This window comes from Microvirga sp. 2YAF29 (assembly GCF_052114605.1).
GTDB lineage: Bacteria > Pseudomonadota > Alphaproteobacteria > Rhizobiales > Beijerinckiaceae > Microvirga.
The window spans coordinates 262,302-288,636 of sequence record NZ_JBFRFB010000005.1 but is presented as its reverse complement, the minus strand read 5'-3'; the positions used below and the strand labels follow the sequence as shown (position 1 = coordinate 288,636).

General features: G+C 63.3%; 27 protein-coding genes. 9 read left to right on the top strand and 18 right to left on the bottom strand.

Features of this window, described 5'->3' with window-relative positions; genetic code table 11:
* Positions 1 to 4: 4 nt before the first annotated feature.
* The 7 genes from hisF to AB4Y85_RS09340 form a co-directional block, all read right to left on the bottom strand.
* Positions 5 to 787 carry an imidazole glycerol phosphate synthase subunit HisF gene (hisF, locus tag AB4Y85_RS09370; protein WP_441984604.1) on the bottom strand — a complete coding sequence of 261 codons (783 nt, stop codon included), beginning with the start codon at positions 785 to 787 and terminating at the stop codon, positions 5 to 7.
* Positions 787 to 1,539 carry a 1-(5-phosphoribosyl)-5-[(5-phosphoribosylamino)methylideneamino]imidazole-4-carboxamide isomerase gene (hisA, locus tag AB4Y85_RS09365; RefSeq protein ID WP_441984603.1) on the bottom strand — a complete coding sequence of 251 codons (753 nt, stop codon included), beginning with the start codon at positions 1,537 to 1,539 and terminating at the stop codon, positions 787 to 789. Before hisA ends, hisF begins: the two co-directional genes overlap by 1 nt.
* Entirely contained in the window at positions 1,527 to 2,177 is a 651-nt protein-coding gene (hisH, locus tag AB4Y85_RS09360) for an imidazole glycerol phosphate synthase subunit HisH (RefSeq protein ID WP_441984602.1), read from the bottom strand. Before hisH ends, hisA begins: the two co-directional genes overlap by 13 nt.
* Positions 2,174 to 2,662 (bottom strand): DUF2628 domain-containing protein, encoded by a 489-nt coding sequence (locus AB4Y85_RS09355; protein ID WP_441984601.1) that lies wholly within the window; start codon positions 2,660 to 2,662, stop codon positions 2,174 to 2,176. The genes hisH and AB4Y85_RS09355 overlap by 4 nt, the downstream gene beginning before the upstream one ends.
* A gap of 66 nt (positions 2,663 to 2,728) precedes the next feature.
* Positions 2,729 to 3,316, bottom strand: coding sequence for an imidazoleglycerol-phosphate dehydratase HisB (gene hisB, locus AB4Y85_RS09350; RefSeq protein WP_441984663.1), 588 nt, complete (start codon positions 3,314 to 3,316; stop codon positions 2,729 to 2,731).
* Positions 3,317 to 3,747: 431 nt separating this feature from the next.
* On the bottom strand, positions 3,748 to 4,281 hold the full coding sequence (locus AB4Y85_RS09345; protein WP_441984600.1) for an SRPBCC family protein: 534 nt from the start codon (positions 4,279 to 4,281) through the stop codon (positions 3,748 to 3,750).
* A complete protein-coding gene (locus AB4Y85_RS09340) occupies positions 4,278 to 4,643 on the bottom strand; it encodes an ArsR/SmtB family transcription factor (protein WP_441984599.1) in 366 nt (121 codons plus the stop codon). Before AB4Y85_RS09340 ends, AB4Y85_RS09345 begins: the two co-directional genes overlap by 4 nt.
* A 221-nt stretch (positions 4,644 to 4,864) precedes the next feature.
* Here AB4Y85_RS09340 and hslV point away from each other — a divergent pair, with 221 nt between their 5' ends.
* The 4 genes from hslV (at position 4,865) to AB4Y85_RS09320 (ending at position 8,381) form a co-directional block, all read left to right on the top strand.
* Entirely contained in the window at positions 4,865 to 5,395 is a 531-nt protein-coding gene (hslV, locus tag AB4Y85_RS09335) for an ATP-dependent protease subunit HslV (protein ID WP_441984662.1), read from the top strand.
* A complete protein-coding gene (hslU, locus tag AB4Y85_RS09330; protein ID WP_441984598.1) occupies positions 5,392 to 6,702 on the top strand; it encodes an ATP-dependent protease ATPase subunit HslU in 1,311 nt (436 codons plus the stop codon). Before hslV ends, hslU begins: the two co-directional genes overlap by 4 nt.
* 372 nt (positions 6,703 to 7,074) lie before the next feature.
* On the top strand, positions 7,075 to 7,848 hold the full coding sequence (locus AB4Y85_RS09325) for an endonuclease III domain-containing protein (RefSeq protein WP_441984597.1): 774 nt from the start codon (positions 7,075 to 7,077) through the stop codon (positions 7,846 to 7,848).
* Between the two features lie 80 nt (positions 7,849 to 7,928).
* A complete protein-coding gene (locus AB4Y85_RS09320) occupies positions 7,929 to 8,381 on the top strand; it encodes a BA14K family protein (RefSeq protein ID WP_441984596.1) in 453 nt (150 codons plus the stop codon).
* A gap of 38 nt (positions 8,382 to 8,419) precedes the next feature.
* Here AB4Y85_RS09320 and AB4Y85_RS09315 read toward each other — a convergent pair whose 3' ends face one another.
* The gene (locus tag AB4Y85_RS09315; RefSeq protein WP_441984595.1) at positions 8,420 to 8,770 is read right to left on the bottom strand and encodes a RidA family protein; all 351 of its coding nucleotides are present in this window, start codon (positions 8,768 to 8,770) and stop codon (positions 8,420 to 8,422) included.
* 187 nt (positions 8,771 to 8,957) lie between these two features.
* Between AB4Y85_RS09315 and AB4Y85_RS09310 the strand changes: the two genes are divergently transcribed.
* Positions 8,958 to 9,461, top strand: coding sequence for a DUF4142 domain-containing protein (locus AB4Y85_RS09310; protein ID WP_441984594.1), 504 nt, complete (start codon positions 8,958 to 8,960; stop codon positions 9,459 to 9,461).
* A gap of 10 nt (positions 9,462 to 9,471) precedes the next feature.
* Here AB4Y85_RS09310 and AB4Y85_RS09305 read toward each other — a convergent pair whose 3' ends face one another.
* Entirely contained in the window at positions 9,472 to 10,086 is a 615-nt protein-coding gene (locus AB4Y85_RS09305; RefSeq protein ID WP_441984593.1) for a pyridoxamine 5'-phosphate oxidase family protein, read from the bottom strand.
* Positions 10,087 to 10,220: 134 nt separating this feature from the next.
* Between AB4Y85_RS09305 and AB4Y85_RS09300 the strand changes: the two genes are divergently transcribed.
* The 3 genes from AB4Y85_RS09300 (at position 10,221) to AB4Y85_RS09290 (ending at position 13,830) form a co-directional block, all read left to right on the top strand.
* Complete coding sequence (locus tag AB4Y85_RS09300) at positions 10,221 to 11,159, top strand: DMT family transporter (protein ID WP_441984592.1); 939 nt, start codon at positions 10,221 to 10,223, stop codon at positions 11,157 to 11,159.
* An 82-nt stretch (positions 11,160 to 11,241) separates the two neighbouring features.
* A complete protein-coding gene (locus tag AB4Y85_RS09295) occupies positions 11,242 to 12,918 on the top strand; it encodes an adenylate/guanylate cyclase domain-containing protein (protein WP_441984591.1) in 1,677 nt (558 codons plus the stop codon).
* A gap of 66 nt (positions 12,919 to 12,984) precedes the next feature.
* Positions 12,985 to 13,830, top strand: coding sequence for an AraC family transcriptional regulator (locus AB4Y85_RS09290; protein ID WP_441984590.1), 846 nt, complete (start codon positions 12,985 to 12,987; stop codon positions 13,828 to 13,830).
* Between the two features lie 72 nt (positions 13,831 to 13,902).
* Here AB4Y85_RS09290 and pnp read toward each other — a convergent pair whose 3' ends face one another.
* The 9 genes from pnp to rimP all read right to left on the bottom strand — a co-directional run bounded on the left by pnp (position 13,903) and on the right by rimP (position 25,094).
* A complete protein-coding gene (gene pnp / locus AB4Y85_RS09285) occupies positions 13,903 to 16,056 on the bottom strand; it encodes a polyribonucleotide nucleotidyltransferase (RefSeq protein ID WP_441984589.1) in 2,154 nt (717 codons plus the stop codon).
* Between the two features lie 293 nt (positions 16,057 to 16,349).
* Positions 16,350 to 16,619 (bottom strand): 30S ribosomal protein S15, encoded by a 270-nt coding sequence (gene rpsO / locus AB4Y85_RS09280; RefSeq protein ID WP_441984588.1) that lies wholly within the window; start codon positions 16,617 to 16,619, stop codon positions 16,350 to 16,352.
* Between the two features lie 296 nt (positions 16,620 to 16,915).
* Positions 16,916 to 17,848, bottom strand: coding sequence for a tRNA pseudouridine(55) synthase TruB (truB, locus tag AB4Y85_RS09275; RefSeq protein ID WP_441984587.1), 933 nt, complete (start codon positions 17,846 to 17,848; stop codon positions 16,916 to 16,918).
* Positions 17,845 to 18,429: a YcxB family protein gene (locus AB4Y85_RS09270; RefSeq protein ID WP_441984586.1), complete on the bottom strand. Its 585-nt coding sequence runs from the start codon at positions 18,427 to 18,429 to the stop codon at positions 17,845 to 17,847. The genes truB and AB4Y85_RS09270 overlap by 4 nt, the downstream gene beginning before the upstream one ends.
* A 17-nt stretch (positions 18,430 to 18,446) precedes the next feature.
* Positions 18,447 to 18,872 carry a 30S ribosome-binding factor RbfA gene (gene rbfA / locus AB4Y85_RS09265; protein WP_441984585.1) on the bottom strand — a complete coding sequence of 142 codons (426 nt, stop codon included), beginning with the start codon at positions 18,870 to 18,872 and terminating at the stop codon, positions 18,447 to 18,449.
* A 223-nt stretch (positions 18,873 to 19,095) separates the two neighbouring features.
* Positions 19,096 to 22,137 (bottom strand): translation initiation factor IF-2, encoded by a 3,042-nt coding sequence (infB, locus tag AB4Y85_RS09260; RefSeq protein WP_441984584.1) that lies wholly within the window; start codon positions 22,135 to 22,137, stop codon positions 19,096 to 19,098.
* Positions 22,134 to 22,805: an RNA-binding protein gene (locus AB4Y85_RS09255; RefSeq protein WP_441984583.1), complete on the bottom strand. Its 672-nt coding sequence runs from the start codon at positions 22,803 to 22,805 to the stop codon at positions 22,134 to 22,136. Before AB4Y85_RS09255 ends, infB begins: the two co-directional genes overlap by 4 nt.
* Before the next feature lie 30 nt (positions 22,806 to 22,835).
* Positions 22,836 to 24,455, bottom strand: a complete 1,620-nt coding sequence (gene nusA / locus AB4Y85_RS09250; RefSeq protein WP_441984582.1) for a transcription termination factor NusA — start codon at positions 24,453 to 24,455, stop codon at positions 22,836 to 22,838.
* A gap of 12 nt (positions 24,456 to 24,467) precedes the next feature.
* Entirely contained in the window at positions 24,468 to 25,094 is a 627-nt protein-coding gene (rimP, locus tag AB4Y85_RS09245) for a ribosome maturation factor RimP (RefSeq protein ID WP_441984581.1), read from the bottom strand.
* Positions 25,095 to 25,362: 268 nt separating this feature from the next.
* Between rimP and AB4Y85_RS09240 the strand changes: the two genes are divergently transcribed.
* Positions 25,363 to 26,334, top strand: coding sequence for an efflux RND transporter periplasmic adaptor subunit (locus AB4Y85_RS09240; protein ID WP_441984661.1), 972 nt, complete (start codon positions 25,363 to 25,365; stop codon positions 26,332 to 26,334).
* Position 26,335 lies beyond the last annotated feature (1 nt).

Here is a 26,335-nt window from a genome sequence, read left to right as displayed (position 1 = left end):
CAGCTTATTGAACGGCATCCAACCGCATCTTCAGACCCTTCTCGGCCATGTAGCCCTTGGCTTCCGAAATCGTATGCGTGCCGAAATGGAAGATCGAGGCCGCGAGCACGGCGCTGGCATGGCCTTTTTCGACACCATCGACGAGGTGATCGAGATTGCCGACGCCGCCGGAGGCGATGACGGGCACGGAGACCGCGTCCGCGATGGCGCGCACGAGCGCGAGGTCATAGCCGCCCTTGGTGCCGTCGCGATCCATCGAGGTGACGAGGAGTTCACCCGCGCCGAGCTCCGCCACCTGCTTGGCGAAGGCGATGGCATCGATGCCGGTGGCGTTACGGCCGCCATGGGTGAAGATTTCCCAACGCGCGTCTTCGCCTTCACCGGAAACCTTCTTCGCATCGATGGCGACGACGATGCATTGGTTGCCGAATTTTTCCGAAGCCTCGCGCACGAATTCCGGGTTGTTCACAGCTGCGGTGTTGATCGACACCTTGTCGGCACCTGCGAGCAGAAGCTTGCGGATATCCTCCACCGTGCGAACGCCGCCGCCCACGGTGAGCGGCATAAAGCAGGCTTCGGCCGTGCGCTGCACCACATCGAGCAGGATGCCGCGTGCCTCATGGCTCGCGGTGATATCGAGGAAGCAGAGTTCGTCCGCACCCGCCGCGTCATAAGCTTTCGCGGCTTCCACCGGATCGCCCGCATCGACGAGATCGACGAATTGCACGCCTTTCACGACGCGCCCGTCCTTGACATCGAGACATGGAATGAGGCGAACTTTTAACATCAGGCAGGTTCCTTGCGCACTGAGCGCAGCAGCGCCAGCGCCTGATCCGGGTCGATGCGTCCGTCGTAGAGCGCACGTCCCGAAATGGCGCCGTTGAGCGCGGCGCAATCGGCTTCCGTCAAACGCTCGATATCGGCCATGGAGGCGAGGCCGCCCGAGGCAATCACCGGGATCGAAACCGCGCGGGCAAGGCCCAGCGTCATCGGGAAGTTGAGGCCTTTGAGAATGCCGTCGCGGGCAATGTCCGTGTAGATGATCGCGGCGACGCCAGCATCCTCGAACCGGCGGCCGAGTTCTTCCGCAGACAAGGTCGAGGTCTGAGCCCAGCCTTCGACCGCCACGAGCCCGTCCTTGGCATCGATGCCCACCGCGATCTTGCCCGGATGGAGGCGCGCGGCCTCGCGCACGAAGGCGGGATCGCGCACGGCGGCGGTGCCGATGATGACGCGGGATACGCCCTTGGCGAGCCAGCCCTCGACGGTCTTCATGTCGCGGATGCCGCCGCCGAGCTGAACGGGAATTTTTACGCGCTTGAGGATGTCTTCCACGGCGGAAGCATTCATCGGCTTGCCCGCGAAAGCCCCGTCGAGATCGACTACGTGCAGCCATTCGAAGCCTTGCGCCTCGAAGGTCGCGGCCTGGTCGGCGGGGTCGTCGCTGAACACGGTCGCCTGATCCATGTCGCCTTGAATGAGGCGAACGCAGCGGCCTTCCTTCAAATCGATTGCGGGATAAAGAATCACGGTTGCCACCTTAAAAAATTCGCAATGAGCTTCAGGCCGAGCGCTTGGCTTTTCTCGGGATGAAATTGAGTGCCGACGATGTTATCCCGTCCAACAATGGCCGTGACCGGCCCACCGTAATCGGCAGTCGCGATGACATCCGATGCATCAGTGGGCGAGAGCGCATAGGAATGCACGAAATAGGCGTGCAGCCCGTCAGGGCCTGTGGAAATGCCTTCGAGCAGGGCATGCGGGCGGTTCTGGGTCAGGGTGTTCCAGCCCATATGCGGGATCTTGAGTGTGGGATCGCTCGGCGCGATCGGCTTCACGTCGCCATGAATCCAGTCGAGGCCGTAGCTCGTGGTGTGTTCGAGGCCGCGCGTCGCCATGAGTTGCATGCCCACGCAGATGCCGAGGAAGGGACGTTTGTCCTCATGCACGCGCCGCTGCAGTATCTCCACCATGCCCGGCACGGAATCGAGGCCGCGGCGGCAATCGGCGAAGGCGCCGACACCCGGCAGCACGATCCGCTCGGCTTTGGCGACGAGATTCGGGTCGGAGGTGACAGAGATGATCCCGTCGAGGCCAGCCTCGCGGTTTGCGCGCTCAAAAGCCTTGGCGGCCGAGTGCAGGTTGCCCGAACCGTAATCGATGATGACGACGCTCACCGGCTGCGCTCCGCGTCAGGAAAAAGGCCAATCACGGGATCGAGCCTTCTCGGGGTGGAGGGAACGGATGTCGAGACCGGCGGACGTGCCGTGGCGGGACGCTGTTCAAGCCAGCGGGCGAAGGACTTCGCCTCAGCTTCGTCCCGGTCGGCGGCGGTGACCACATCGGCGATGGGGAAACCACGGCGCGCCAGCGTCCAGCGGCGGAGGCTGTTGGCCTCCAGGCCGATCAGGATCTGCAGCAGCAGCGCGGCAATGGTGCCGGCGACGGGATGAACGTCGAGCAGCTCCAGAGCCATGCCGAAAGCGAAGACCAGCACGAGGACGCCCAAACCGGCGAGCCAGAGGCGATGGAAGAAGAACCAGAGGAAGGTGAAGAAGAACGCGCCCCAGGAGAAGGCATCCTTCACGAGTTCCGCTTCGTCCAATGCGGTGGGATCACCCGGCCACGCATCGCGCGGGAGGTGCAGGGTAAACGTGGTCATGGCGTCGTTTCCTCAGGCCATCCGGTGAGGTGAAGACTTAATCCGTCCGGACAGGCGTCATTAAAATTAGAGCGTACCCTTGGTGGAGGGAACGCGTCCCTCTTCCCGCGGATCCACCGCAACCGCCTGACGCAAGGCCCGTGCCAATCCCTTATAGCAGCTTTCCGCGATGTGGTGGCTGTTCTCCCCGTAGAGGGTTTCCACATGGAGCGTCAGCCCCGCCTGGATGGCGAAGGCCTGGAAGAACTCGCGCACCAGCTCGGTATCGAAAGCGCCGATCTTCTCCGTCGGGAAGGAGGTGCGGAACACGAGGAAGGGACGGCCGGAAATGTCCAGCGCAACGCGCGTCAGCGTCTCATCCATCGGCAGATGGATGTCCGCATAGCGGGTGATGCCCTTTTTATCGCCAAGCGCCTTCAGGATAGCCTGACCCAGAGCGATGCCCGTATCCTCGGTCGTATGATGCTGGTCCACGTGCAGGTCGCCCGTCACCTTCACGGTCAGGTCGAAGAGACCGTGGCGGGCAAAGAGTTCGAGCATATGGTCCAGAAAGCCGACCCCGGTGGAGATCTCGGCCTTGCCGGTGCCGTCGAGGGCAATCGACACGGCCACATCGGTCTCGGCGGTGCGGCGGCTGACGCTCGCGGAGCGCATCATGAAAGTCCTTTGCGGAGAGTGAGATGAGGGCGTTCTAACAAGATGCACGGGAAAAGGCCACCCGCTCGTCATGCATGGAAGCGTCCTGTTTTCGTTCCCCCGATGGCTCCGCAGGGATGAGAAGCCTTATGACAGACCTGGTGAGTGCTTCCCTCCCCCTTGCTAGGAGGGATCGAGGGCGGGGGTCGGAAAGTCAAAGTGCTTCGCGCCATCCAGACAGCACAACAGTCCTACGATGTCATGGCCGCCTCGCGTCGGCCATCCCGATGGGAAAAGCGCCGCGCTCGACACAATCGGGATCACCGGCACAATGCCGGTGATGACGTGGAAGTAATCTGGTTTTTTCTCTCGCCCAGTCAAACCACCCCCACCCTGACCCTCCCCGCAAGGGGGAGGGAAAAGAGGGGGGAGCTTTGCGAAACAGACCTTCAGCCAGGAAGCCGTTGGTCATATTCCTCCCGCAGGCGGAGCCAGGCGTCCCAGAACAAGCCGACGTCCTGGCCCGAAGCGCGCGCAGTGAGAGCATCGAGATGCGCATGCCATCCGGCGCTGACCATCAGTAGGGTCTGGCGGTCCGGCAGGCAGCGGTGGATGATCGTGAGCAGAACCTTCGTGCCCAAGGGTTCCAGCTCGATGGTCACATCGCCGCTACCGACCCAGGTGAAGCCGATTTTGTGCGGCGGATCGAGTTCGGTGATGCGGCTCTCCATCCGCTGCTCTTCCGCGAAACCGTCGGGCCTGCGGCCGGGCGGGTTGGAGAGTTCGTCGTTGCGCCAGACGAGTTCGAAAGGCGCCCCCACTTTCAATTCCATCTCGCCGGCGGCCAGCCATTGGCGGCGCAGGTCGCTCTTGGTCAGATAATCCCAGATCCGCTCGACAGGACCCGGCAGGATGCGCTGGATCTTGAGCGTCGCGGGTTCGGTCAATGTGCCGTAGCGGTCCAGTGTCGCGAGGTCGTTCATGAATCGTCTCCTTTGGCAGGTGGGGTTTCGCGGGCATCCTCCTCACGGAGGAGTTGATCGAGGGCATCCAGACGGTCGGTCCAGAAGCGTTCGTAGATGCCAAGCCACTCATGGGCGCTGGCGAGCGGCCCTGGATCGAGGTGGCACAGATGGGTGCGGCCCTGGATCTCGCGGCGGATCAGCCCGGCATGCTCCAGCGCTTTGATATGCTTGGAGGCCGCCGCCAGCGAGATCGCGAAGGGCTCCGCGAGCTGGCTCACGGTTCGCGCGCCACCGGCAAGCTCTCGCAACATGCTCCGCCGCGTGGTGTCGCCGAGGGCGTGGAAGACTGTGTCGAGTTGGGATGTGTGTAATTCAACCATGTAGTTGAATATATGGGGCGACATATAATTAGTCAACCGAATGGTTGAATAAATTCGTGAGGCCCCAAGCCGAGGCGGCGCTTGGCTTTCAATGCAGAACACAATGAAGCACCGCGTTGCTTTCGGTGGCCGAGTGATTAAGTCAGGGGCGAGCGGCTTTAGCCGCCTCACGTTCCTGCGCGCCGGAGTTCGCCCCCTTGTCCGAAGACAACACCCCCCGCATGCATGCCACCACGATCCTCATGGTCCGCAAAGGCGACCGCGTCGTCATCGGCGGCGACGGCCAGGTCAGCCTCGGCCAGACGGTGGTGAAGGGCAATGCGCGAAAGGTGCGCCGTCTCGCCAAGAGCGGCGTGATCGGCGGCTTTGCCGGTTCCACGGCGGATGCCTTCACGCTCTTCGAGCGTCTGGAGGCGAAGCTCGAGCAATATCCCGGCCAGCTCACCCGCGCCTGCGTCGAACTGACGAAGGATTGGCGTACGGACCGATATCTCCGCCGTCTCGAAGCGATGATGCTGGTTGCCGACAAGGAGGTGGGTCTGCTGCTCTCCGGTGCCGGCGATGTGCTGGAGCCGGAAAACGGAATCATGGCCATCGGTTCGGGCGGCAATTACGCGCTCGCCGCCGCACGCGCGCTGGCGGATTCCGACATGGATGCGGAGGCCATCGTACGCCGTTCACTCAACATCGCCGCCGATATCTGCGTTTATACGAACTCGAATATCGTCATTGAGACTTTGGACACCGAATGACCACCTTCTCCCCCCGCGAAATCGTTTCCGAACTCGACCGCTACATCGTCGGCCAGAACGACGCGAAGCGCGCCGTCGCCATTGCCCTGCGCAATCGCTGGCGCAGGCAGCAGCTCGAAGGTAGCTTACGTGAAGAGGTGGCGCCGAAAAACATTCTGATGATCGGCCCCACCGGCTGCGGCAAGACGGAGATTTCCCGTCGTCTCGCCAAGCTCGCCGGCGCGCCGTTCATCAAGATCGAGGCGACGAAATTCACGGAAGTGGGCTATGTCGGCCGCGACGTGGAGCAGATCGTGCGCGACCTCGTGGAGATCGGTATCGGCCTCGTGAAGGAGGAGCGCCGCAAGCAGGTTCAGGCGAAGGCGCATATCGCGGCGGAAGAGCGCGTGCTCGATGCACTCGTCGGCTCCACAGCCAGCGTCGCCACGCGTGATTCCTTCCGCAAGAAATTGCGCGCCAACGAACTCGACGACAAGGAAATCGAGATCGAGCTGCAGCAATCTGGCGGTGGCGGCATGCCTATGTTCGAGATCCCCGGCATGCCGGGCGCATCGATGGGCGCAATCAATCTCTCAGACATGTTCGGCAAGGCTTTCGGCGGCCAGCGCAAGACGCGCCGCACCACGGTGCAGGAAGCCTATGAGCCCCTGGTGACGGAAGAAGCCGACAAGATGATCGATCAGGACGCCATCGTGCAGGAGGCGCTCCGCCAGGTGGAGAACAACGGCATCGTCTTCCTCGATGAGATAGACAAGATCGCCGGTCGCGAAGGCCGTTCCGGCGCCGACGTATCGCGCGAAGGTGTGCAGCGCGATCTTCTGCCGCTGATCGAAGGCACCACCGTGTCCACGAAATACGGGCCGGTGAAGACGGACCATATCCTCTTCATCGCATCCGGCGCGTTCCATGTATCGAAGCCGTCGGACCTGCTGCCGGAATTGCAGGGACGCTTGCCGATCCGCGTCGAACTCTCACCGCTCACCGTCGAGGATTTCCGCCGCATCCTCACCGAGACGGAAGCGAGCCTCATCAAGCAATCCGTCGCGTTGATGAAAACGGAAGGCGTGGAGCTTGTGTTTTCCGACGATGCCATCGATGCGCTGGCGCAGGTGGCGGTCGAGGTGAACAACACGGTCGAGAATATCGGCGCACGCCGCTTGCAGACGGTGTTGGAACGCGTGCTCGACGACGTGTCCTTCACGGCGCCCGACCGCTCCGGCGAGACGGTGACTATCGACGCGGCTTATGTGCGCGGCGAGGTGGAGAGCCTGGCGAAGAATACGGACCTGAGCCGGTTTATTCTGTAAGTGCACACGCTTGGATAGCCGGACGTGTTCCCCTCTCCCTTGCGGGGAGGGGTAAGATTGGGGTCGTAAAGTCATAGTGTTTCGCGCCATCCAGACAGCACAACAGTCCTACAATGTCATGGCCGGCCTTGTGCCGGCCATCCCGATTGGAAAGGCGCGGCGTTTCAATGCACCGGGATCACCGGCACAAGGCCGGTGATGACGTCAGTATGGACGGGTTTGATCGCTCACCCGGTCGCACCACCCCACCCTGGCCCTCCCCGCAAGGGGGAGGGAACAGAACGGCGCTTAACGAGTATCCTTTCAGGATGAGGGCAGTGTGATTTGAGTCAGCGAAGGGAACCACCGAGTCGGCATCCGACTTGAGTGTCCATGAATCCGGACCTGCAGCAGTTGAAGGACAAGGCGCTCGTCATTCATGAGCGTCTCTGCGCGGTCTACGATTGTCCGATTCCCTATTTCCATCGGCTCGATCCCTTAAGCGAACTTCTCTCCTCGCTTCTCTCTCATCGTACGCGCAATGCGGATTCCGGGCGTGCTTTCAAGGCGCTGCGGGCGCGTTACGGGGATTGGGCCGCGCTGATGGATGCGCCGACCGAGGAGATTGAGGACACGATCCAGGGCGTGACCTGGCCCGAGCAGAAGGCCCCTCGCCTGCAACTCGTTCTGCGCGTCGTTCAGGAGCGGCACGGATCGCTGTCGCTCGATTTTCTCGACGGCATGCCGGTGCAGGAAGCACGCGCCTGGCTTGAGAGCATTCCTGGTATCGGCCCCAAAACGAGTGCGGCGGTTCTCTCCTTTTCGACTTTGCGCAAGGCGGCCCTGCCGGTGGACAGCCACCATCACAGGGTGGCGCAGCGCACGGGGCTCATTCCGCGCTCGCTCGCGGTCGGTCCGTCGCATGTGACCCTGGCGGCACTTTTACCGCCGGATTGGGATGCGCAACAGGTTTACGATCATCACGAGGTGATGATGCTGCACGGCCAACGCTGCTGCTTCTTCAGCAATCCGGCCTGCCAGCGCTGTGCCGTGCTCGACCTGTGCCCCACAGGCCAGCTGCGGATGCTGGAGAAGGACGCGAAGATCGGCGCTGTCAAACGTGCCGCAGTTTCGCCCGGTGCCCCGCGTTTGCGTGAAAGCAAATAGTCAAAAAAGCCGCAGAACGGAACGTCTTCCGGTGTGAGGCGTTCGCCTCACACGCTTGAATCCCCTGGAGGAGTTACCCCATGCGTAAGACGTTTCTGGCTCTTGCCGCAACCGCCGCTCTCGGCGGCCTTGCTCTCTCGGCTCCCGCTTCCGCTGCTCCTGCGCAGCAGACCACACGGCTGAGCAACCTCGTCGCCGCCGTTCAGGCCGGCGAAGTGAAATCCGATTACGTTCAATACCGCCGTTATTATCGCGGTGGCCCGCGTCACGTGAATCGCGGCTATTATCGCGGCGGCCCGCGTTATGTGGAGCGTCGTTACTACCGCCGTGATTACGGTTCGGCTGCCGCAGCGGGCGCTATCGGCCTCGCCACCGGCGCCATCATCGGCGGCGCCATCGCCAATTCTCAGGCCCAGGCCGCTCCGGCTTACGGCGGCAGTGCCACGGCTTATTGCGCGCAGCGCTTCCGCTCGTACGATCCGGCCTCCGGCACCTATATGGGCTATGACGGCGTCCGCCGCTCCTGCCCATAAAGGCACTGGAAGTTAAAGGGCCCTTCGGGGCCCTTTTCTTATTTGGCCGCGATGACGGCGATTTCGACCTTGAACTGAGGCGCTGCGAGCTTGGCCTCGACGGTCGCGCGGGCAGGCGTATTGCCGACGGAGACCCAGGCATCCCACACGGCGTTCATTTCCTGGAACGTGCTCATGTCGGTAAGCCAGATATTGGTCATCAGGATCTTCGACTTGTCGGTCCCTGCTTCAACTAGCAGGCTGTCGATGATCGAGAGAATTTCCTTCGTCTGCTCGGCGACGCTCTGGCCGGCGGTTTGATTCGCGACCTGGCCCGAGAGATAGACAGTGTTGCCGTGAACGACGGCACCGCTCATGCGCGGTCCTGCCTTGATGCGTTGAATGGTCATGATGGTCTCCTTCCAATCGGTGCGGCTGTTCTTGTGGCCGTTTGAGGACGCATCGTAAAGGCCCATGAGACTGCCTTCCTTCGATCCTTAAGGCTCTTCAACAGCCATGGAACCGCGCCATCGCCTAGCCGTTCACCGCTATTCAGTAATGTGTACCCGAAAACGACCTGCTCGGACGAGGTGCATCATGTCCAAGACACTCATCTTAAGCCTGACCTTAGCCGCTGCCGTCACAGGTGCACCTTGCGCCATGGCCAAGGATCAGCCGAACCAGGCCTTTATCAAGAAGGCCATCGAAGGAAACCTCGCGGAAGTTGCCGTGGGTCAGCTCGCGCAGCAGAAAGGCGGCAGCGACGGTGTGAAGAATTTCGGCCGCCAGCTCGAGACCGATCATTCCGCGGCCAACCAGAAGGCCATGAATGCGGCAAGTTCGCTCAGCGTGACGCCGCCGACTGAACCCAGCAAGCAGCAGAAGGAAACCTACCAGAAGCTGTCAAAGCTTTCAGGCGCCGCCTTCGACCGCGAATTCATCAAGGAATCGGTCACTGATCACAGGAAGGATATCGCGGAATACGAGAAGGAAGCCAAGCAGCAGAACGACCCTGCGGCAGCCTATGCCAAAGAGACCTTGCCTGCTCTGCACAACCATCTGCAGGCGGCCCAGGCACTCGAAAAACAGCCGAAGTCATAATAACTGCGCTTCAGTAGAGCGTCGTCTTCTGCCGCTCCGGCAGACCCTTGTCGTAGGTCTCGCCGTCAAACCGGTTGGCAGTGACGGCGGCAAGGATCTGCCCGGCGCTGGGAAGCGTGCTTCGCGCCACATGCTTCTGCGAGTTCCACAGCTCTGAGCGCAGGATGGCGCGGGCGCATTGGAAATAGACTGCATCGACCGTGATCGCGATGACGGATTTCGGCGCCTTGCCGTCCACCGCGAAACTTTCGAGGAGGGCAGGCTCCACGCTGATCACGGCCCGTCCGTTCACGCGCAGGGTCTCGCCAATGCCGGGAATTAGGAACAGCAGGGCCACCTGCGGATCGCGCACGATGTTGCGCAGGGAATCGAGGCGGTTGTTGCCGCGCCGGTCCGGCAGCAGCAGGGTCTTCTCGTCCTGCACGCGCACGAAGCCCGGCGCATCGCCGCGCGGTGAGCAATCGAGCCCTTCCGGACCGCGCGTGGCCAGGGACGCGAAGGGCGCCGCCTCGATCAGTGCGCGGTATTCGGGAATGACGCGGTCCATCTCCTTGAGGAGAGAGGCCTCGGCAGGCTGGTCGTACAGCGCTTCGAGCTCAGCGAGGCTGGATATCGTGGCCGGCATGAAGGCCTCTCCCAAGGATTAGAGACGATACGGCATAACCCCGTCCGCCCCTCGCCGCAATGGTGGGATGCGCCTTGCAACCTTGTGCCATGGAAAGGGGTGTGAAATGGCTGTCGAGACAAGGATCGCCCGCCATGACCGCCTCATCCGTCGAGACCACGACCGCAGCCGCCAAGCGCCCTTATATGGGCTATGTCATGGCGGCGGCCGGGGCCACGCTGTTCGCCACCAAGGGCATCCTGATCAAGCTCGCCTATGCGCAGGGCCTCGACGCGGAAACGACCTTGGCGCTGCGCATGATCCTCGCCCTGCCCTTCTACCTGGTCATCGGCATTCATGCCTTCAGGACCATGAAGCAAAGCGGCGAGGAACTGCCGGACCGGCAGCTCTGGCTGCGCATGATCGCCGTCGGTGTCCTGGGCTACTGGATTTCGAGCTATCTCGACTTCAAGGGGCTCGAATATATCTCCGCCCATTACGAACGGCTGATCCTGTTCACCTATCCACTTTTCGTGGTTCTGTTCGGCGCGGCTTTCTTCTGCCAGCCCATTCGGCCCAAGGCGCTCGTGGCCTTCGCGGTGAGCTATGCGGGCCTCGCCCTTCTCTTTGCACAAAACCTCTCCGCCTCCGGCATGAGCACCGTGACCGGCGCGCTCTATGTGCTGACCGCCGCCGTAACCTTCGCGCTCTACCAGCTTTTCGCGAAGCCCCTGATCATGCGAGTCGGGCCGCAGCTTTTCACCTGCATCGCCATGGGTTCGGCGGGCGTTGCCGTGATCTTGCAATTCCTCATCACCCATCCCGTCCAGGCGATCTTCGTCTCGCCGAGCCTGTGGGGCCTGGGGCTCGCCCTCGCCTTCGGCGCGACCGTGCTGCCGTCGTTTTTCTTAAGCGCAGCGCTCAAGCAGATCACCGCCCAGGCCAATGCAACAATCGGCATGCTGAGCCCGGTCGTCACCATCATTCTCGCCATGGCGATCCTTGGCGATGCGGTGACCGGCATGGATTGGGTGGGGGCTGCCCTCGTCATCCTCGGCATCGGCTGGTTCACGCTCTCTGAGCGCAAGGCCTGAACCGCACCGTTCCAGGGATAGTGATTTGACTCGTCCCCGAGCCATATAGCTTCCTGACAGCGGTGCGACGCGAAAGAGGCCGATGCGGGAGCAGGGCGGAACAGGGGCAGGCCATCTTGGCCGCACAGCGATTCCATGGCGGGAGATTCGTCTGGCTTCGGGCCTCGTGCTCGGGCTTTTCCTGCTTACCCATTTCAGCAACCACGCCCTCGGGCTCGTCTCCATCGAAGCGATGGAGGCGGGCCGCCACTGGTTCAACCGCCTCTGGCGAAACCCGGTCGGCACCACCCTCCTCTACGGGTCGATCCTGCTGCATTTCCTGCTGGCGCTTTATGCCCTCTACCGGCGGCGGACCCTGCGCATGCCCGCGCGCGAGGCGGCGCAGCTGATTCTTGGTCTCGTCCTGCCCTTCCTCATCATCTCCCATGTGGTCGGCACCCGGGTGGAATGGAGCATTACCGGGTGGGAGGCGGATTACCCGGAGGTCGTGCGCAATCTCTGGATCAACCGGCCCATGATCGGGCTGCGCCAAGCCATCGCGTTGGTCATCGCCTGGCTTCATGGGTGCCTGGGCATTTATTTCTGGCTGCGCCCAAAACCCTGGTTTCCGCGCCCTGCCCTCGCCCTTTACACGGCGGCGATCCTCTTGCCCGTTCTGGCCTTGCTGGGTTTCGCGGAAGCCGGGCGCGAGATTGCCGCGATGCCTGAAAGGTTTCCCGTTGAGGGGCGCCCTGAATCAGGTTCCGTATTGCTGGCCTATGCGGATGTAGGCCTCTATGCCGCCTTCACGGGCCTTATCGGTGCGACGCTGCTTGCCCGCGCCATTCGGAGCGGCCTGCTTTTCAAGCGGCGGGTGCGGATCTCCTATCCCAACAATCAGACGGCCACCGTGCCCATCGGCTTCACCGTGCTGGAGGCAAGCCGCATCGCGGGCATTCCGCACATCTCAGTGTGCGGTGGCAGGGGCCGCTGCTCCACCTGCCGGGTGCGAGTGATCGACGGGCATCACAAGGAGCCGCCGCCCTCCCCGCAGGAACAGGCAACCCTCAACCGAATCAAGGCCGGGCCGCATGTGCGTCTCGCCTGCCAGTTCAGGCCCACCCACGACGCCTCCGTGGTGCCGATCCTCTCCGCCGGTCGCAACGGCCTGACGCCTCTGGTGAGCGCCGGGCGGGCGCAGGGGCAGGAGCGGGAGATCGCAGTCCTGTTCTGCGACCTGCGCGGCTTCACGAGCCTCGCCGAGCGCCGCCTGCCCTTCGACACCGTGTTCATCCTCAACCGCTATTTCGAGGTGGTGGGTGAGTCTGTCGAGGATGCGGGTGGCTATATCGACAAATTCGTCGGGGACGGCGTGCTCGCCCTCTTCGGCCTCAAGGCCTCGCCAGAGGAAGCGGCGCGCCAGGCCGTGGACGCCGCCTGCCGCATCCATGCCGGCCTTGCCGACCTCAACGCCGATTATTCAACCGAATTCGAACACCCGCTCAAGATCGCCATGAGCCTCCACGCAGGCCCGGCAATCGTCGGCGAAATGGGCTACGGCCAGGCCACAAGCCTCACCGCCGTGGGCGACACCATCAACGCCGCAAGCCGCCTGGAGGGCCTCGCCAAGGAGCTCGACGTTGAACTGGTGATCTCCGAACACCTCGCCACCCGCGCCGGCCTCGACCTCTCGCAACACGAGCGCCAGACGGTGATGATCCGGGGCAGGGCGGCGCCGCTGGACAGCTGGATTATTCCGGAGGTGGATGGGTTGCGATAAGAATAGCAGGATTTATCAAAAGGCTTCCGTTTAAGATTAGGCAATCAAGCCTATCGGGTGCGGACAATGAAGCCTGTTTCAGAGAGTTACGCGAACCGCCTTACGCGTGTTTCATCCTATATCCACGATCATCTGGACGATGACCTCAATCTCGATGTTCTTGCCGAGATTGCCTGTCTGTCTCCTTATCACTGGCATCGGATTTATCAGGCCTCCTTTGGAGAAACGGTCGCAGCAACCGCCAAACGCCTGAGACTGCAGCGAGCAGCCGCAGAGCTTGCCCACACGAACAAGCCGATTCCGCAAATCGCGGCCCGCGCCCAATACGACAGCCAGGCCTCCTTCACCCGTGCCTTCAGCGCCGCCTTTGGATTGCCGCCTGCGAAATATCGCGAGGTCGGTGCTCACTCGGTCTTCAAATCTCCAACCGCACAAGATGTCCAAGCCATGTATGACGTTGCCGTGACCCAAGTTCCTGCCATGACCTTGATCGCCGTCGATCATCGCGGCTCGTATATGAGCATCGGCAAGAGCTTCGACCTGTTGTTCACGACGCTGGCGGCCCGCAATCTCATCAGACCGGATCTGCGCATGATCGGCGTGTATCTTGATGATCCCACGCACGTGCCGGAGTCCGAGTTGAAATCTCAAGCCGGTGTTACGATCAGTGATCCGTTGAATGCTGACGCACCGCTTCTGACAACGCGGATACGCGGCGGTGACTATGCCGTGCTGAAATATAAGGGCCCGTACGGCGATATGCGTGCGGCTTACGATTGGCTTTACGGCCAATGGCTTCCCGCTTCCGGGCGCGATGCCGCCGATGCGCCGGTCTTCGAGGAGTATCTCAATAACCCGCGCGACACGCCGCCGACAGAGCTGCGGACGGATATCTGTCTTCCGCTGAAGTGAGATTGCTCTTGGATAAATAAAAAAGGCGCGGCCGAAACCGCGCCTTCACTATTCTTAATCAGGCTAACGCAGTTACTCGCCCGCAGCTTTCTGCTGTTCGCGCTCGGCCTTGAGCTGCTCGGTGATGTCTTCGCCGGTTTCCTGGTTCACGACCTTCATGGAAAGGCGAACCTTGCCGCGATCGTCCATGCCGAGGAACTTCACCTTGACCTTGTCGCCTTCCTTGACGACGTCCGTCACCTTGGCGACGCGGTTCTTGGCGAGCTCCGAGATGTGCACGAGGCCGTCGCGGGAACCGAAGAAGTTCACGAAGGCGCCGAACTCCATCACCTTCACGACCGTACCTTCATAGATCACGTTGATCTCGGGCTCGGCGACGATGGAGCGGATCCAGTTATAGGCGGCCTTGATCGACTTGCCGTCGGCGGAGGCGATCTTGATGAGACCGTCGTCGTTGATGTCGATCTTCGCGCCGGTTTTCTCCACGATCTCGCGGATGACCTTGCCGCCCGAACCGATGACTTCGCGGATCTTGTCGACCGGGATCTGCATGGTCTCGATGCGCGGAGCATGCTCGCCGAGTTCGGCGCGCGGAGCGGTGAGCGCCTTGTTCATCTCGTCGAGAATGTAGGCGCGGCCGCCCTTGGCCTGCTCGAGAGCGACACGCATGATCTCTTCGGTGATACCGGCGATCTTGATGTCCATCTGGAGCGAGGTGATGCCCTGGTCGGTACCGGCCACCTTGAAGTCCATGTCGCCGAGGTGATCCTCGTCGCCGAGAATGTCGGACAGGACCGCATAGCGCTCACCCTCGAGGATGAGGCCCATGGCGATGCCGGCGACCGGACGGCGAAGCGGAACGCCCGCATCCATCAGCGCCAGCGAAGCGCCGCAGACGGAGGCCATGGAGGAGGAGCCGTTCGACTCGGTGATCTCCGACACGACGCGGATCGTATAGGGGAAGTCATGGGTTGCCGGCAGCATCGGGTGGATGGCGCGCCAAGCGAGCTTGCCGTGGCCGATTTCGCGGCGGCCAGGCGAGCCCATGCGGCCCGTCTCACCGACGGAATAGGGCGGGAAGTTGTAGTGCAGCAGGAAGGTTTCCTTGCGGGTGCCTTCGAGCTGGTCGATGTACTGCTCGTCCTCGCCGGTGCCGAGGGTGGCCACCACGAGGGCCTGCGTTTCGCCGCGGGTGAACACGGCCGAGCCGTGGGTGCGGGGCAGAACGCCGACTTCGGACACGATCGAGCGCACGGTCTTGAGATCGCGGCCATCGATGCGGGAGCCGGTGTCGAGAATGTTCCAGCGCACGACCTTGGCCTGGGCGTCCTTGAAGACGGCCTTAACCTTCTCGGGCTCGAACTTGGCTTCGCCTTCAGCGGGGCAGAGCGCTTCGAACACCTTCGCCTTCACGGCGTCGACGGCGGTGTAGCGGTCCTGCTTCTTGGTGATCTTGTAGGCTTCGCGCAGGTCCGTCTCGGCGATTTCCAGAACGGCCTTCTCCACGTCGGAGACATCGGCCGGCTTATAGTCGCGCGGCTCCTTGGCGGCCTTCTCGGCGAGGCGGATGATGGCCTCGATCACCGGCTGGAAGTGCTTGTGGCCGAACATCACGGCGCCGAGCATCACGTCTTCCGGCAGTTCCTTGGCTTCCGACTCGACCATCAGCACGGCGTCGGCGGTGCCGGCGACCACGAGGTCAAGAACCGTCTCTTCCATTTCCTGCAGCGGCGGGTTCAGCTTGTACTGGCCGCCGATATAGCCGACGCGGGCAGCGCCCACGGGGCCCATGAAGGGCACGCCGGAGAGGGTCAGCGCAGCCGAGGCAGCGACCATGCCGACGATGTCGGGATCGTTCTCGAGATCGTGCGAGAGCACGGTCACCACGACCTGCGTGTCGTTCTTGTAGCCTTCGACGAAGAGGGGGCGGATCGGGCGGTCGATGAGGCGGGAGACCAGCGTCTCCTTCTCACTCGGACGGCCTTCGCGCTTGAAGTAGCCGCCCGGAATACGACCGGCGGCGTAGGCGCGCTCCTGGTAGTTCACCGTGAGCGGGAAGAAGTCGAAGCCGGGCTTCGGCTCCTTGGCCGAAACGACGGTGGCGAGCACGGTGGTCTCACCATAGGTGGCGATCACGGCGCCATCGGCCTGGCGGGCCATGCGGCCGGTTTCGAGCGTGAGCTTGCGCCCACCCCAGATCAGTTCTTCGCGTTGTGTATCGAACATGTTTCGTCTTTCATGACAGCAGGAGCGGGGGCTCGATGCCATGAGCAAGACGGCAAGAGGCTCGTTGGGCGGAACATGCCGCCTTTCCAAGCCTCTTGCGATCCTGCCATGGTCATCGCGTCGTCCGTCTCCTCGAAAAGGGCGCCGGGACATGTTGTTGTCTCGCCAGCGCCGGAGCGAACCTTTCGGGCCGGTCGCCCGATCCGTTCGGAAGATCCGGGGCACGATCCTTGAAGGTCCGGCCCGGAAGACCGTCCGGAGCCGTGCTCCGGACGGAAGTTCTCGCAAAAAGCCTAGCGGCGAATGCCGAGCTTCTCGATCAGCGTGCGGTAGCGGCTCTCGTCCTTCTTCTTCAGGTAGTCGAGAAGCGAACGACGCGACGACACGAGCTTCAGGAGGCCACGACGGGAGTGGTTGTCCTTGGCGTGAGTCTTGAAGTGACCGGTCAGGTTGTTGATCCGCTCGGTGAGGATCGCGACCTGCACCTCGGGGGAGCCGGTATCGCCAGTCTTCTGGGCGAATTCCTTCACAAGCGCAGTTTTGCGCTCAGCAGTAATCGACATCGCATATCCTTTCAGGTTTGCTGTTCAGTGAGACCTTGGCCTTTAAGACCTGAAGGTCGGATTCGTCCGGGAAAGGCCGGGCCGGGATGTCGTCCAGCGCGGTCTTCATATCCGTGACGTCCTCAAGGGCTCATGGCCCTCAAAGCGGGCGCACCATACACCAATTGCGGCAAAGTGCCAGAAAAATCATTTTTGCCAAGCGGGGCAATGGGATGGCTTGGCTGCGAGGAGGGTAATCGGAGCCTATCGCGGAGGGTGTCATCCCGGACGGCGAAGCCGATCCGGGATGACATGTTTTAAGCCCCGAGGTTGAACACCCGATGCGGCACCAGTTCGCCGCGCTCCACGTCGCCGACGGCCACCAGCACGCCGTTGCAGGTGGCATAGGCCTTGCCGGAGATCGGCGCATCACGGCCGCGCAGGATGATCGACTGGCCGCGCATGAGGCGGGTGGCCATGTCGCGGCTCACCGCAACGGACGAGATTTCGTCGAGAGCGGTTTCCACCGGGCGCAGGGCGGCGGCGTTGGTGGCGAGATCGTCCACCGTTACCGCATCATGCTCCGTGAAGGGGCCGACGCGCGTGCGCCGGAGCGCCGCGATATGGCCGAGGCAGCCGAGCGCGCGGCCGAGATCGCGGGCGATGGCGCGCACATAGGTGCCCTTGCCGCAATCGGCTTCGATGATAGAGCGGTTGCCATCGTGGTGTACTAAGGTGAGACGGTCGATTTCGACGGTCCGTGCCTGCAGCTCCACTACTTCGCCTCCGCGGGCGAGATCGTAGGCGCGCTCGCCCTGGATCTTGATGGCTGAGAAACGCGGCGGCACCTGCTGGATAGAGCCGGTGAAGCGCGGCAGCAGCGCCTCGATCTCGGACGGCTCCGGCAGCTTGTCCGTCTGCTCGACGATATCGCCCTCGGTGTCGTCCGTATTGGTCTCCGCGCCCCAGGCGACGGTGAACACGTAGGATTTCCGGCCGTCCATGATGAACGGCACGGTCTTGGTGGCTTCGCCCAGCGCAATCGGCAGGATGCCGGAGGCGAGGGGATCGAGCGTGCCCGCATGGCCCGCCTTCTTGGCCGAGAGCCCGCGCTTGACCACGGCGACCGCGTGCGTCGACGTCATGCCGACGCCTTTGTCGAGGATGATCCAGCCATTCACGTCGCGCTTCTTCGGGCGGTCACCTTGAGGGCGGCGGGGAGGGCGCTCGTTCTGAGGGGCGTCGGTCATGCGGTTTTCTCTGAAATTGTTTGTTGGAAGTTATCGGCGGCCATGCGGCTCTGCATAAAAGAGGCGAAAGCGTCGAAGGCTTCTGGTTGCGCGAAGGCCGCTTTGGGCAAAGCGAGAAGCGCATCGCGCTTTCTGTAGAAGATCAGATGGGCTTCCAGCCTGGCCATTCGCTCGATGCCTGCAAACGCGATGCGGGTTCTGACATGCTCGTCTGTGATGGTGAGAGCATGTCCATCGCTGGTGACGTGCAAACTCTGCGCGGGATGGAAAAGGGATTTGCGGATGCTGCGCCGCCATCCCTTTTCGAACAACATGCGAAAAGCCATGAGCCCTGCAAGACCGCCTCCAATCGTGAGAGTGGCCTTTTCCGGAAAGCTCGCCTGGAGTGCATCGAGATTCCAAAGAACGAGCCCAGCCAGACCAGCCATGACCGCGAAGGCGCCGATGCGGGACAGGACGGTGACGATGACGAGATAGGGACGATCCGGAACATGCCGCGCCAGAACCTTCATATCCGCTGGCGATGGCGTGAACCGGACATCGATGATGCCCTGCGCGGCTTTTTCGAATGCGTCAGACACGGTGGACGATCCTTCGCTCAGGCGTCCTGCTCGTCCTCATCGTCGGCTTCGGGTTTACCGGTGTCGCGCGCCACGCGCTCCGAGCGTAGCAGCGCATCGATTCGCGCGGCCTCGTCGAAGCTCTCGTCGCGGCGGAAGCGCAGGTCGGGCGCGAATTTCAGGTTCACGCGGCGGGCGACTTCCTGGCGCAGGTGCTTCTTGTTCTTCTCCAGCGCCTTGATCACCGCATCCTCGTCCTTGCCGCCGAGCGGCATGACATAGGCGGTGGCGAGCTTGAGATCCGGCGACATGCGCACTTCGGGGATTGTGATGACGTTCTTGGTCAGCACGTCGTCCTGCAAATCGCCGCGCGAGAGCACCTCGGCGAGAGCGTGACGGATGATTTCAGCCACGCGCTGCTGTCGCTGCGAGGGGCCGGTGGTTTGTTCGAAACGTTTTGCCATTGTCATTTCTCCGGGATCGGACCGGATCCTTCAAAAAAATCGTGGCCGGGAATAACCCGGCCACGATGATGAATGTTTCAGGCCTGAGGATCGATCAGGCGTGAGGCGGCCAGAGCATCGTACGGAAAAGTGGATTCCGGTTTTCCGGTCCGAACGATGCTCTGCTTTTAAAGCTAAGCATCAAATGGAGCCCAAAAGTGGTGTCCACTTTTGGGTTCGATGCTTAGAGCGTCCGCTTCACTTCCTCGACGCGGTAGCACTCGATCAGATCGCCTGCGCGCATGTCCTGGTAGTTCTCGAAGGACATACCGCATTCCTGACCGGAGGTGACCTCGCGGGCATCGTCCTTGAAGCGCTTGAGCTGAGCCAGCTTGCCTTCATGGATGACCACGTTGTCGCGGATGAGGCGGACGTGAGCGCCGCGCTGGACCACGCCGTCGAGGACGCGGCAGCCTGCGATCTTGCCGACCTTGGACACGTTGAACACCTCAAGGATCTGCGCTTCGCCCAGGCGCTCTTCGCGCAGGGTCGGAGCCAGCAGTCCGGACATCGCCGCCTTCACGTCATCCACGAGGTCGTAGATGATGTTGTAGTAGCGGATCTCGATGCCGGCACGCTCGGCGGATTCGCGTGCTTCCTTGTGGGCGCGCACGTTGAAGCCGAGGATGATGGCGCCGGAGGCTTCAGCCAGCGTGACATCGGATTCGGAGATACCGCCGACGCCGGTCTGGATGATGCGGGCGCCGACTTCCTCGTTGCCGACCTTCTCGAGAGCGCCGGTAATGGCTTCCGCCGAACCCTGCACGTCGGCACGGATGACGAGCGGGAACTCCTTGCGGCCGGCTCCGGCCTTCAAGTCGCGCATCATGTCGACCAGGGTGCGGCCGGCCGAGCCCATGCGGGCAGCGGCGCGTTCGCGCTTCTGGCGGGTGCGGTACTCGGTGACCTCGCGGGCACGGGCTTCGGATTCGACCACCGCGACGCGGTCGCCCGCTTCCGGCGTGCCGTTGAAGCCAAGCACCTCGACCGGAACCGAGGGACCGGCTTCCTTCGTGTTGGCGCCGAGATCGTTGATCAGGGCGCGCACGCGGCCCCATTCGGCGCCTGCCACCACGATGTCGCCGGTGCGCAGCGTGCCGCGCTGGACGAGAACCGTGGCCACCGGACCACGGCCGCGATCGAGCTTGGCTTCGATGACGGTACCTTCGGCCGAACGCTCGGGGTTCGCCTTGAGGTCCAGGATTTCCGACTGGAGCTGGAGACCTTCGAGCAGGGTTTCGAGGCCCTGGCCGGTCTTGGCGGAGACCTCGAATTCGAGGGTCTCGCCGCCTAAGGATTCCACGACGATCGAGTGCTGGAGCAGCTCGGTGCGTACCCGCTGCGGGTTCGCGTCGGGCTTGTCCACCTTGTTGATCGCCACGATCAGCGGCACGCCGGCTGCCTGGGCGTGGTTGATCGCCTCGATGGTCTGCGGCATGACGCCGTCATCGGCGGCCACCACGAGCACGACGATATCCGTCACCTTGGCGCCGCGGGCGCGCATGGCGGTGAAGGCGGCGTGGCCGGGGGTGTCGATGAAGGTGATCTTGCCGCCGAGCGGCGAGGTCACCTGATAGGCGCCGATATGCTGCGTGATGCCGCCGGCTTCGCCGGAAACCACGTTGGTCTTGCGGATCGCATCGAGCAGCGAGGTCTTGCCGTGATCGACGTGGCCCATGATGGTGACCACCGGCGGACGGGACGACAGGTTGTCATCCATATCCGGCGTGTCGAACAGGCCTTCCTCGACGTCCGATTCCGCGACGCGCTTCACCGTGTGTCCGAGCTCTTCCGCGACGAGCTGCGCGGTATCGGCATCGATCACGTCGGTGATCTTGTGCATCTGTCCCTGCTTCATCAGGAACTTGATCACGTCCACGGCGCGCTCCGACATGCGGTTGGCGAGCTCTTGGATGGTGATCGTCTCGGGAATCGTCACCTCGCGGGCGATCTTTTCCTTCTGCTCCACCTGGCGGTGGCCCATCAGACGCTGGTTGCGGCGGCGGAAGGCCGCGAGCGAGCGGGTGCGCTCGTCGTCGCCCGAGGTCGCCGTTGCAAGCGTCAGGCGGCCACGGCGGCGCTCCTCACCGGGAGCGGCCTTGGGCGTCTTGGGAGCGGCAACGGGCTTCGCAGGCGTGCCGGGACGACGAACCGTGCGCGGTGCCTCATCATCGTCGATCTCGACGGCGGGGCCACGGGTCGCGACCGGAGCAGCGGTGCGGGTGTTGGGTTTAGCCGTCGACGGATCCGGAATAGCCGGGGCCGCGGGGCGTGCCATATGGTTCAAGCTCGGCGGACGGCCACCTGTAGTGCCGCCACCGCTGCGCGGGCCGCTGAAGCCGCCGGGACGGCCTTCACGCGGACCATCGGACCGGAAGCCACCGGGGCGGCCTTCACCGCGCGGGCCGCCTTCAGAGCGGAAACCACCAGCGGGACGGCCTTCACGTGGGCCATCGGACCGGAAACCGCCGGGGCGGCCTTCGCCGCGCGGACCGCCTTCCGAGCGGAAGCCGCCCGAGCGCGGGCCTTCGCTGCGAGGACCGTCGCCACGCGGACCATCCTGGCGGAAGCCGCCGGGGCGACCTTCGCGCGGACCGTCCTGGCGCGGGGCCGGGCCACGATCGCGAGCTTGCGCGGGAGCGGGAGCCGCTTCATCGCCAAGGCGACGGCGGGCTTCCTCTTCGGCGCGGCGCTTGTGCTCGGCTTCCTGACGGCGGCGCTCGTCTTCTTCCTGCTTGCGGGCTTCGGCGGCGACGCGGTCCTTGGCTTCGGCGGCCTCGCGCTCGGCGCGTCGGACCACTTCCTCAGCCTGGCGCTTGCGGTCTTCCTCATCGCGACGGCGGGAATCGGCCAGCGCGTTCATGCGGGCATCGCGCTCCTGATCGGAGAGCGTCTGCAGCACCACGCCCGACCGGGGCGCATTAGAGGAGGCGCCGCGTTGCGGGCGTCCGCCTTGTGCGGGCGCCGCGGGTTTTGCAGCAGGTGCCGGCGCAGCTGCCTTCGGCGCGGCAGCGGGAGCTGCAGCCTGGGGGGCCACCGGCTTTTCATCCTTGGCCCCCGTGGGGCCAACGGCAGGGCGACGCTTGACCGTCTCGACCACGACCGCCTTCGAGCGGCCATGGGAGAAGCTTTGGCGCACCGTGCCTTGCTCGACGGGGCGCTTCAGAGACAGCGTCTTGGACGACACATGGAGAGTCTTATCGCCCTGGTTTTTGGTATCAGTCATTCCGCCTCAGTTCCTGCGGGTTTCAAAATCGTGGGTTCGCCGGTCTCGTTTCCGAGGCCAGATGGGTCGGCGCCGATGCCGCAATAGGTACGGTAGCGATGCCAGCGGTTCAGAAAGCCGTCGCTCCCAGCGCCCGCGACGAGGGCAGCATGTATCACATGAGACCGGCCTAATGCCAAATCCAATTCGTCAATCGACAATACTTGGATGACCGGAAAGCTAGATATTGCCTCACCGAGGCGTTTTCGCAACGGGTTTGCCAATTTTCTTCGCCCATCTTCGGCCGCCTCTACGGCATGAATAAGGGCAACGATGGGCTTAACCGTGATTGCGGCCTCGACTTTCTGGAATCCAGTAATCACGTTGCCCGCCTTGTTGGCGAGCGCCAGGCCCTGCCTCACGTCGTCGCGGAGGACGCGCTCGATATCGTCGGACAGGGTCTCCGAGGTTTTGGCCTCGGTCTTGAAGGCGCGGGAGAAAAGGCGGCGCTTGACCGCCTGCTCCACCATGTCGCGGCGGGCGGTGACCCAAACGCCGCGACCCGGCAGCTTGTGACGCAGATCGGGAACGACTTGGCTGTCGGGCCCGAGGACAAAGCGGATCAGCTCCGCGGGGCTTTGAGCCTCGCGGGTGATGATGCAGGTGCGCTCCGGTTCATGCCGCGGCACGGGTGCTGACCTCGCTTTGCCATTGTCCGGTTAAGAAGGCTGAGCCTCGGTCTCGGCCTCGTCGGCCGATTCCTCGGTTTCCACCATTTCTTCCGGCGCTTCGATCCAGCCAGCCTTCACGCGGGCGGCCATGACCATGGATTCGGCCTCGGCACGCGACACCTCGAAGTCATCGAGGGCGCCCTTGTAGCGGGTCGCGTCGGCGCCTTTGCCCTCCGTCCAGCCGACGAGATCGTCGGTGGCGCAGCCGGCAAGGTCCTCGATATTTTTGATGTCGTTCTCGCCGAAGGCCACGAGCATGGCCGTGGTGACGCCATCGATCTCTTTCAGGTCGTCCTCGACGCCCAGCTCCGTACGGCGGGCTTCGTTCTCGGCCTCGATGCGGGCCAGGTATTCGCGGGCACGCTCCTGGATCTCGCCTGCGGTGTCCTCGTCGAAGCCTTCGATGGAAGCGACTTCGCCGGAATCCACGTAGGCGATTTCCTCGACCGAACGGAAACCCTCGGAGGCGAGCAATTGGCCCACCACCTCGTCCACGTCGAGAGCGTTCATGAACAGATCGGTGCGCTCGGCGAATTCCTTCTGACGGCGCTCTGATTCCTCGGCTTCGGTGAGGATGTCGATGTCCCAGCCCGTGAGCTGCGAGGCCAGACGCACGTTCTGGCCACGGCGGCCGATGGCGAGCGAGAGCTGGTCGTCGGGCACCACCACCTCGATGCGGTCGGCTTCCTCGTCGAGCACCACCTTGACCACTTCGGCAGGCTGGAGCGCGTTGACGATGAAGGTCGCCTGATCTGGGGACCACGGAATGATGTCGATCTTTTCGCCCTGCAATTCGCCGACGACGGCCTGCACGCGCGAGCCGCGCATGCCGACGCAGGCGCCGACGGGATCGATGGAGGAATCGCGCGAGATCACGGCGATCTTGGCGCGGGAGCCCGGATCGCGGGCAACGGCCTGCACGGTGACGATGCCGTCATAGATCTCCGGCACTTCGGAGGCGAAGAGCTTCGACATGAACTGCGGATGCGTGCGCGACAGGAAGATCTGCGGGCCACGGGTCTCGCGGCGCACGTCGAAGAGATAGGCGCGGATGCGGTCGCCGGGGCGGAACGTCTCGCGAGGGATCAGCTCGTCGCGGCGGATGATCGCCTCGCCGCGGCCGAGATCGACGATCACGTTGCCGTATTCGACGCGCTTCACGGCGCCGTTCACGACCTCGCCGATGCGGTCCTTGTATTCCTGGTACTGACGGTCACGCTCGGCGTCGCGCACCTTCTGCACGATCACCTGCTTGGCCGACTGCGCCGCGATGCGCCCGAAATCGAAGGGGGGCAGGGTGTCTGCGATCACGTCGCCGACCTGAGCCGCCGGGTTGTGGCGCGAACGGGCGTCCGAGAGGGTGATCTCGCGGGAATCGTTCTCCATCGCGTCGTCATCGACCACGAGGAGGTGGCGCGCGAGGCGCAGCTCGCCGGTCTTCGGGTTGATCTCGGCGTGGATATCGGTCTCGGCGCCGTAGCGGGAGCGTGCGGCCTTCGCGATGGCATCCGCCATGGCGTCCAGCACGATCTGCTTGTCGATCACCTTCTCACGCGCGACCGCATCGGCGATCTGCAAGAGCTCAAGCCTGTTGGCGCTAACAGCCATCGAGGTCACTCCTTAGTTCGGTTTCGTATCGGATGGGTCGTTGTCCTGTTCAGGCGCTTCCACCACATCCGTGTCTTCATCAAGATCGTCCGTGGTCGGCGCCGTTCCCCGGCGCAGCGATTCACGGATCAGGTCGTCGGTCAGAACGAGGTGCGCTTCGCCGAGATCCGAGAGGGGAACGCGCGCGATGGGCTCGAGGCCTTCCTTCACGTCCGGCAGCTCGATCACGAGCTCGCCATTCTCGACGCCGCGCAGGAAACCGCGAAAGCGCTTGCGGCCTGCCTGAGGCACGGCCAGCTCGACCTTGGCATCGTGGCCGGTCCAGCGCTCGAAGTCGCTGGCACGCACGAGCGGGCGGTCGATGCCCGGCGAGGAAACTTCGAGATAATAGGCGGTGGAGATCGGATCCTCGAGGTCGAGCACCGGCGAAACGGCGCGGCTGACGGTCTCGCAATCGCTGACCGCCATGGTGCCGTCCGGCCTCTCGGCCATGATCTGCACGGTGCAGCCGTTCTCGCCGGTGACCTTCACCCGCACGAGATTGAAGCCCAGATCCTCGATCACGGGTTCCACGATGGCGGCCACACGGGCAGCAACGCCGTTTTCCGTTATCAGCCGCTTGTCGCGTTCGTTCGTCATGATTCTCCAAAGCTCCGGCATTCAAGCAATAAAAAAGAGCGGACCCGGCGGGGCCCACTCTCGAACGGCAGCTTAACGCTGCAACCAGAGCTGACGGCGAAAGATATAGCTCCACAAGGCTAAAAACGCAAGAGTTGTGTCGGACGTGCCGGTCCAGCCACTTTGCCGCTGCTCCGGAATAACCCTCAATCGCGGCCAAGCTCCGGTTATGCTAGAAATCCTGGGTATTGGAGGGCCTGTCTTGAAGCTGTCCCGCGTGCTCCTTGCCATGGCCGTGCTGGCGGTCGCAGGAGCAGCCGTCTGGTACCTTCGCAAGCCGCGCGAGATTGCCGTGGTTCAGCCCAGCCGGGGCGATGCGGCGGAGATCGTTTATGCCACCGGCGTCGTCGAGCCGCGCACATGGGCCAAGGTAACCCCTCTCCTTCGGGAGCGGATCGTCGAGCTTTGCAACTGCGAAGGCGAGCCGGTGGAGCGCGGCGCCGTGCTGGCCCGGCTCGACAGCCGGCAGCCGGAATCGACCCTCGCCGAGCTGCGCGCCCGACATAAATCCGCGTCCTCCGATTACGACAGGGCCGTTGCCCTCGTGGAGCGCCGGGTGTCAACGGAACAGACACTGGACCGCGCCCGCAGCGAGCTGAACCAGGTCGAAGCTCTCATCGCAGGCCAGCAATCGCGTCTCGAATCCTATGTGTTGCGCGCGCCCATGAGCGGTGTCGTCCTGCGTCAGGATGGGGAGGTAGGCGAGGTGGCAGAGCCGGGAACCGTGCTGTTCTGGGTGGGCGAGCCCAAGCCGCTCCAGATCGAGGCCGACGTGAACGAGGAAGACATCCCCCGGGTCACGGTCGGCCAGCGCGCCGTCCTGAAGGCCGATGCATTCCCCGGCCAGATCCTGGAGGCCCGCGTCGAATCGATCACCCCGAAGGGCGATCCCGTCGCCAAGACGTACCGGGTGCACTTGGCCTTGCCGGATGCCACGCCCTTGCGGATCGGCATGACGGTCGAGGTGAACATCATCGTGCATGTGGTCTCCGACGCTCTTCTCGTGCCGACGAGCGCTCTTCGCGGCGAGGCCCTGTTCATCGTCGAGAACAGCATCGCCCGGCGACGGAAGGTGAAGACCGGCATTCGCGGCGCCAGCAACACGCAGATTCTGTCGGGACTGGAGGAGACCGAGCGGGTGATCGTCCCGTTTGCGGAAGAACTCGCCGACGGGGCTATTGTCAAAGAGAAGGGCCATTGAG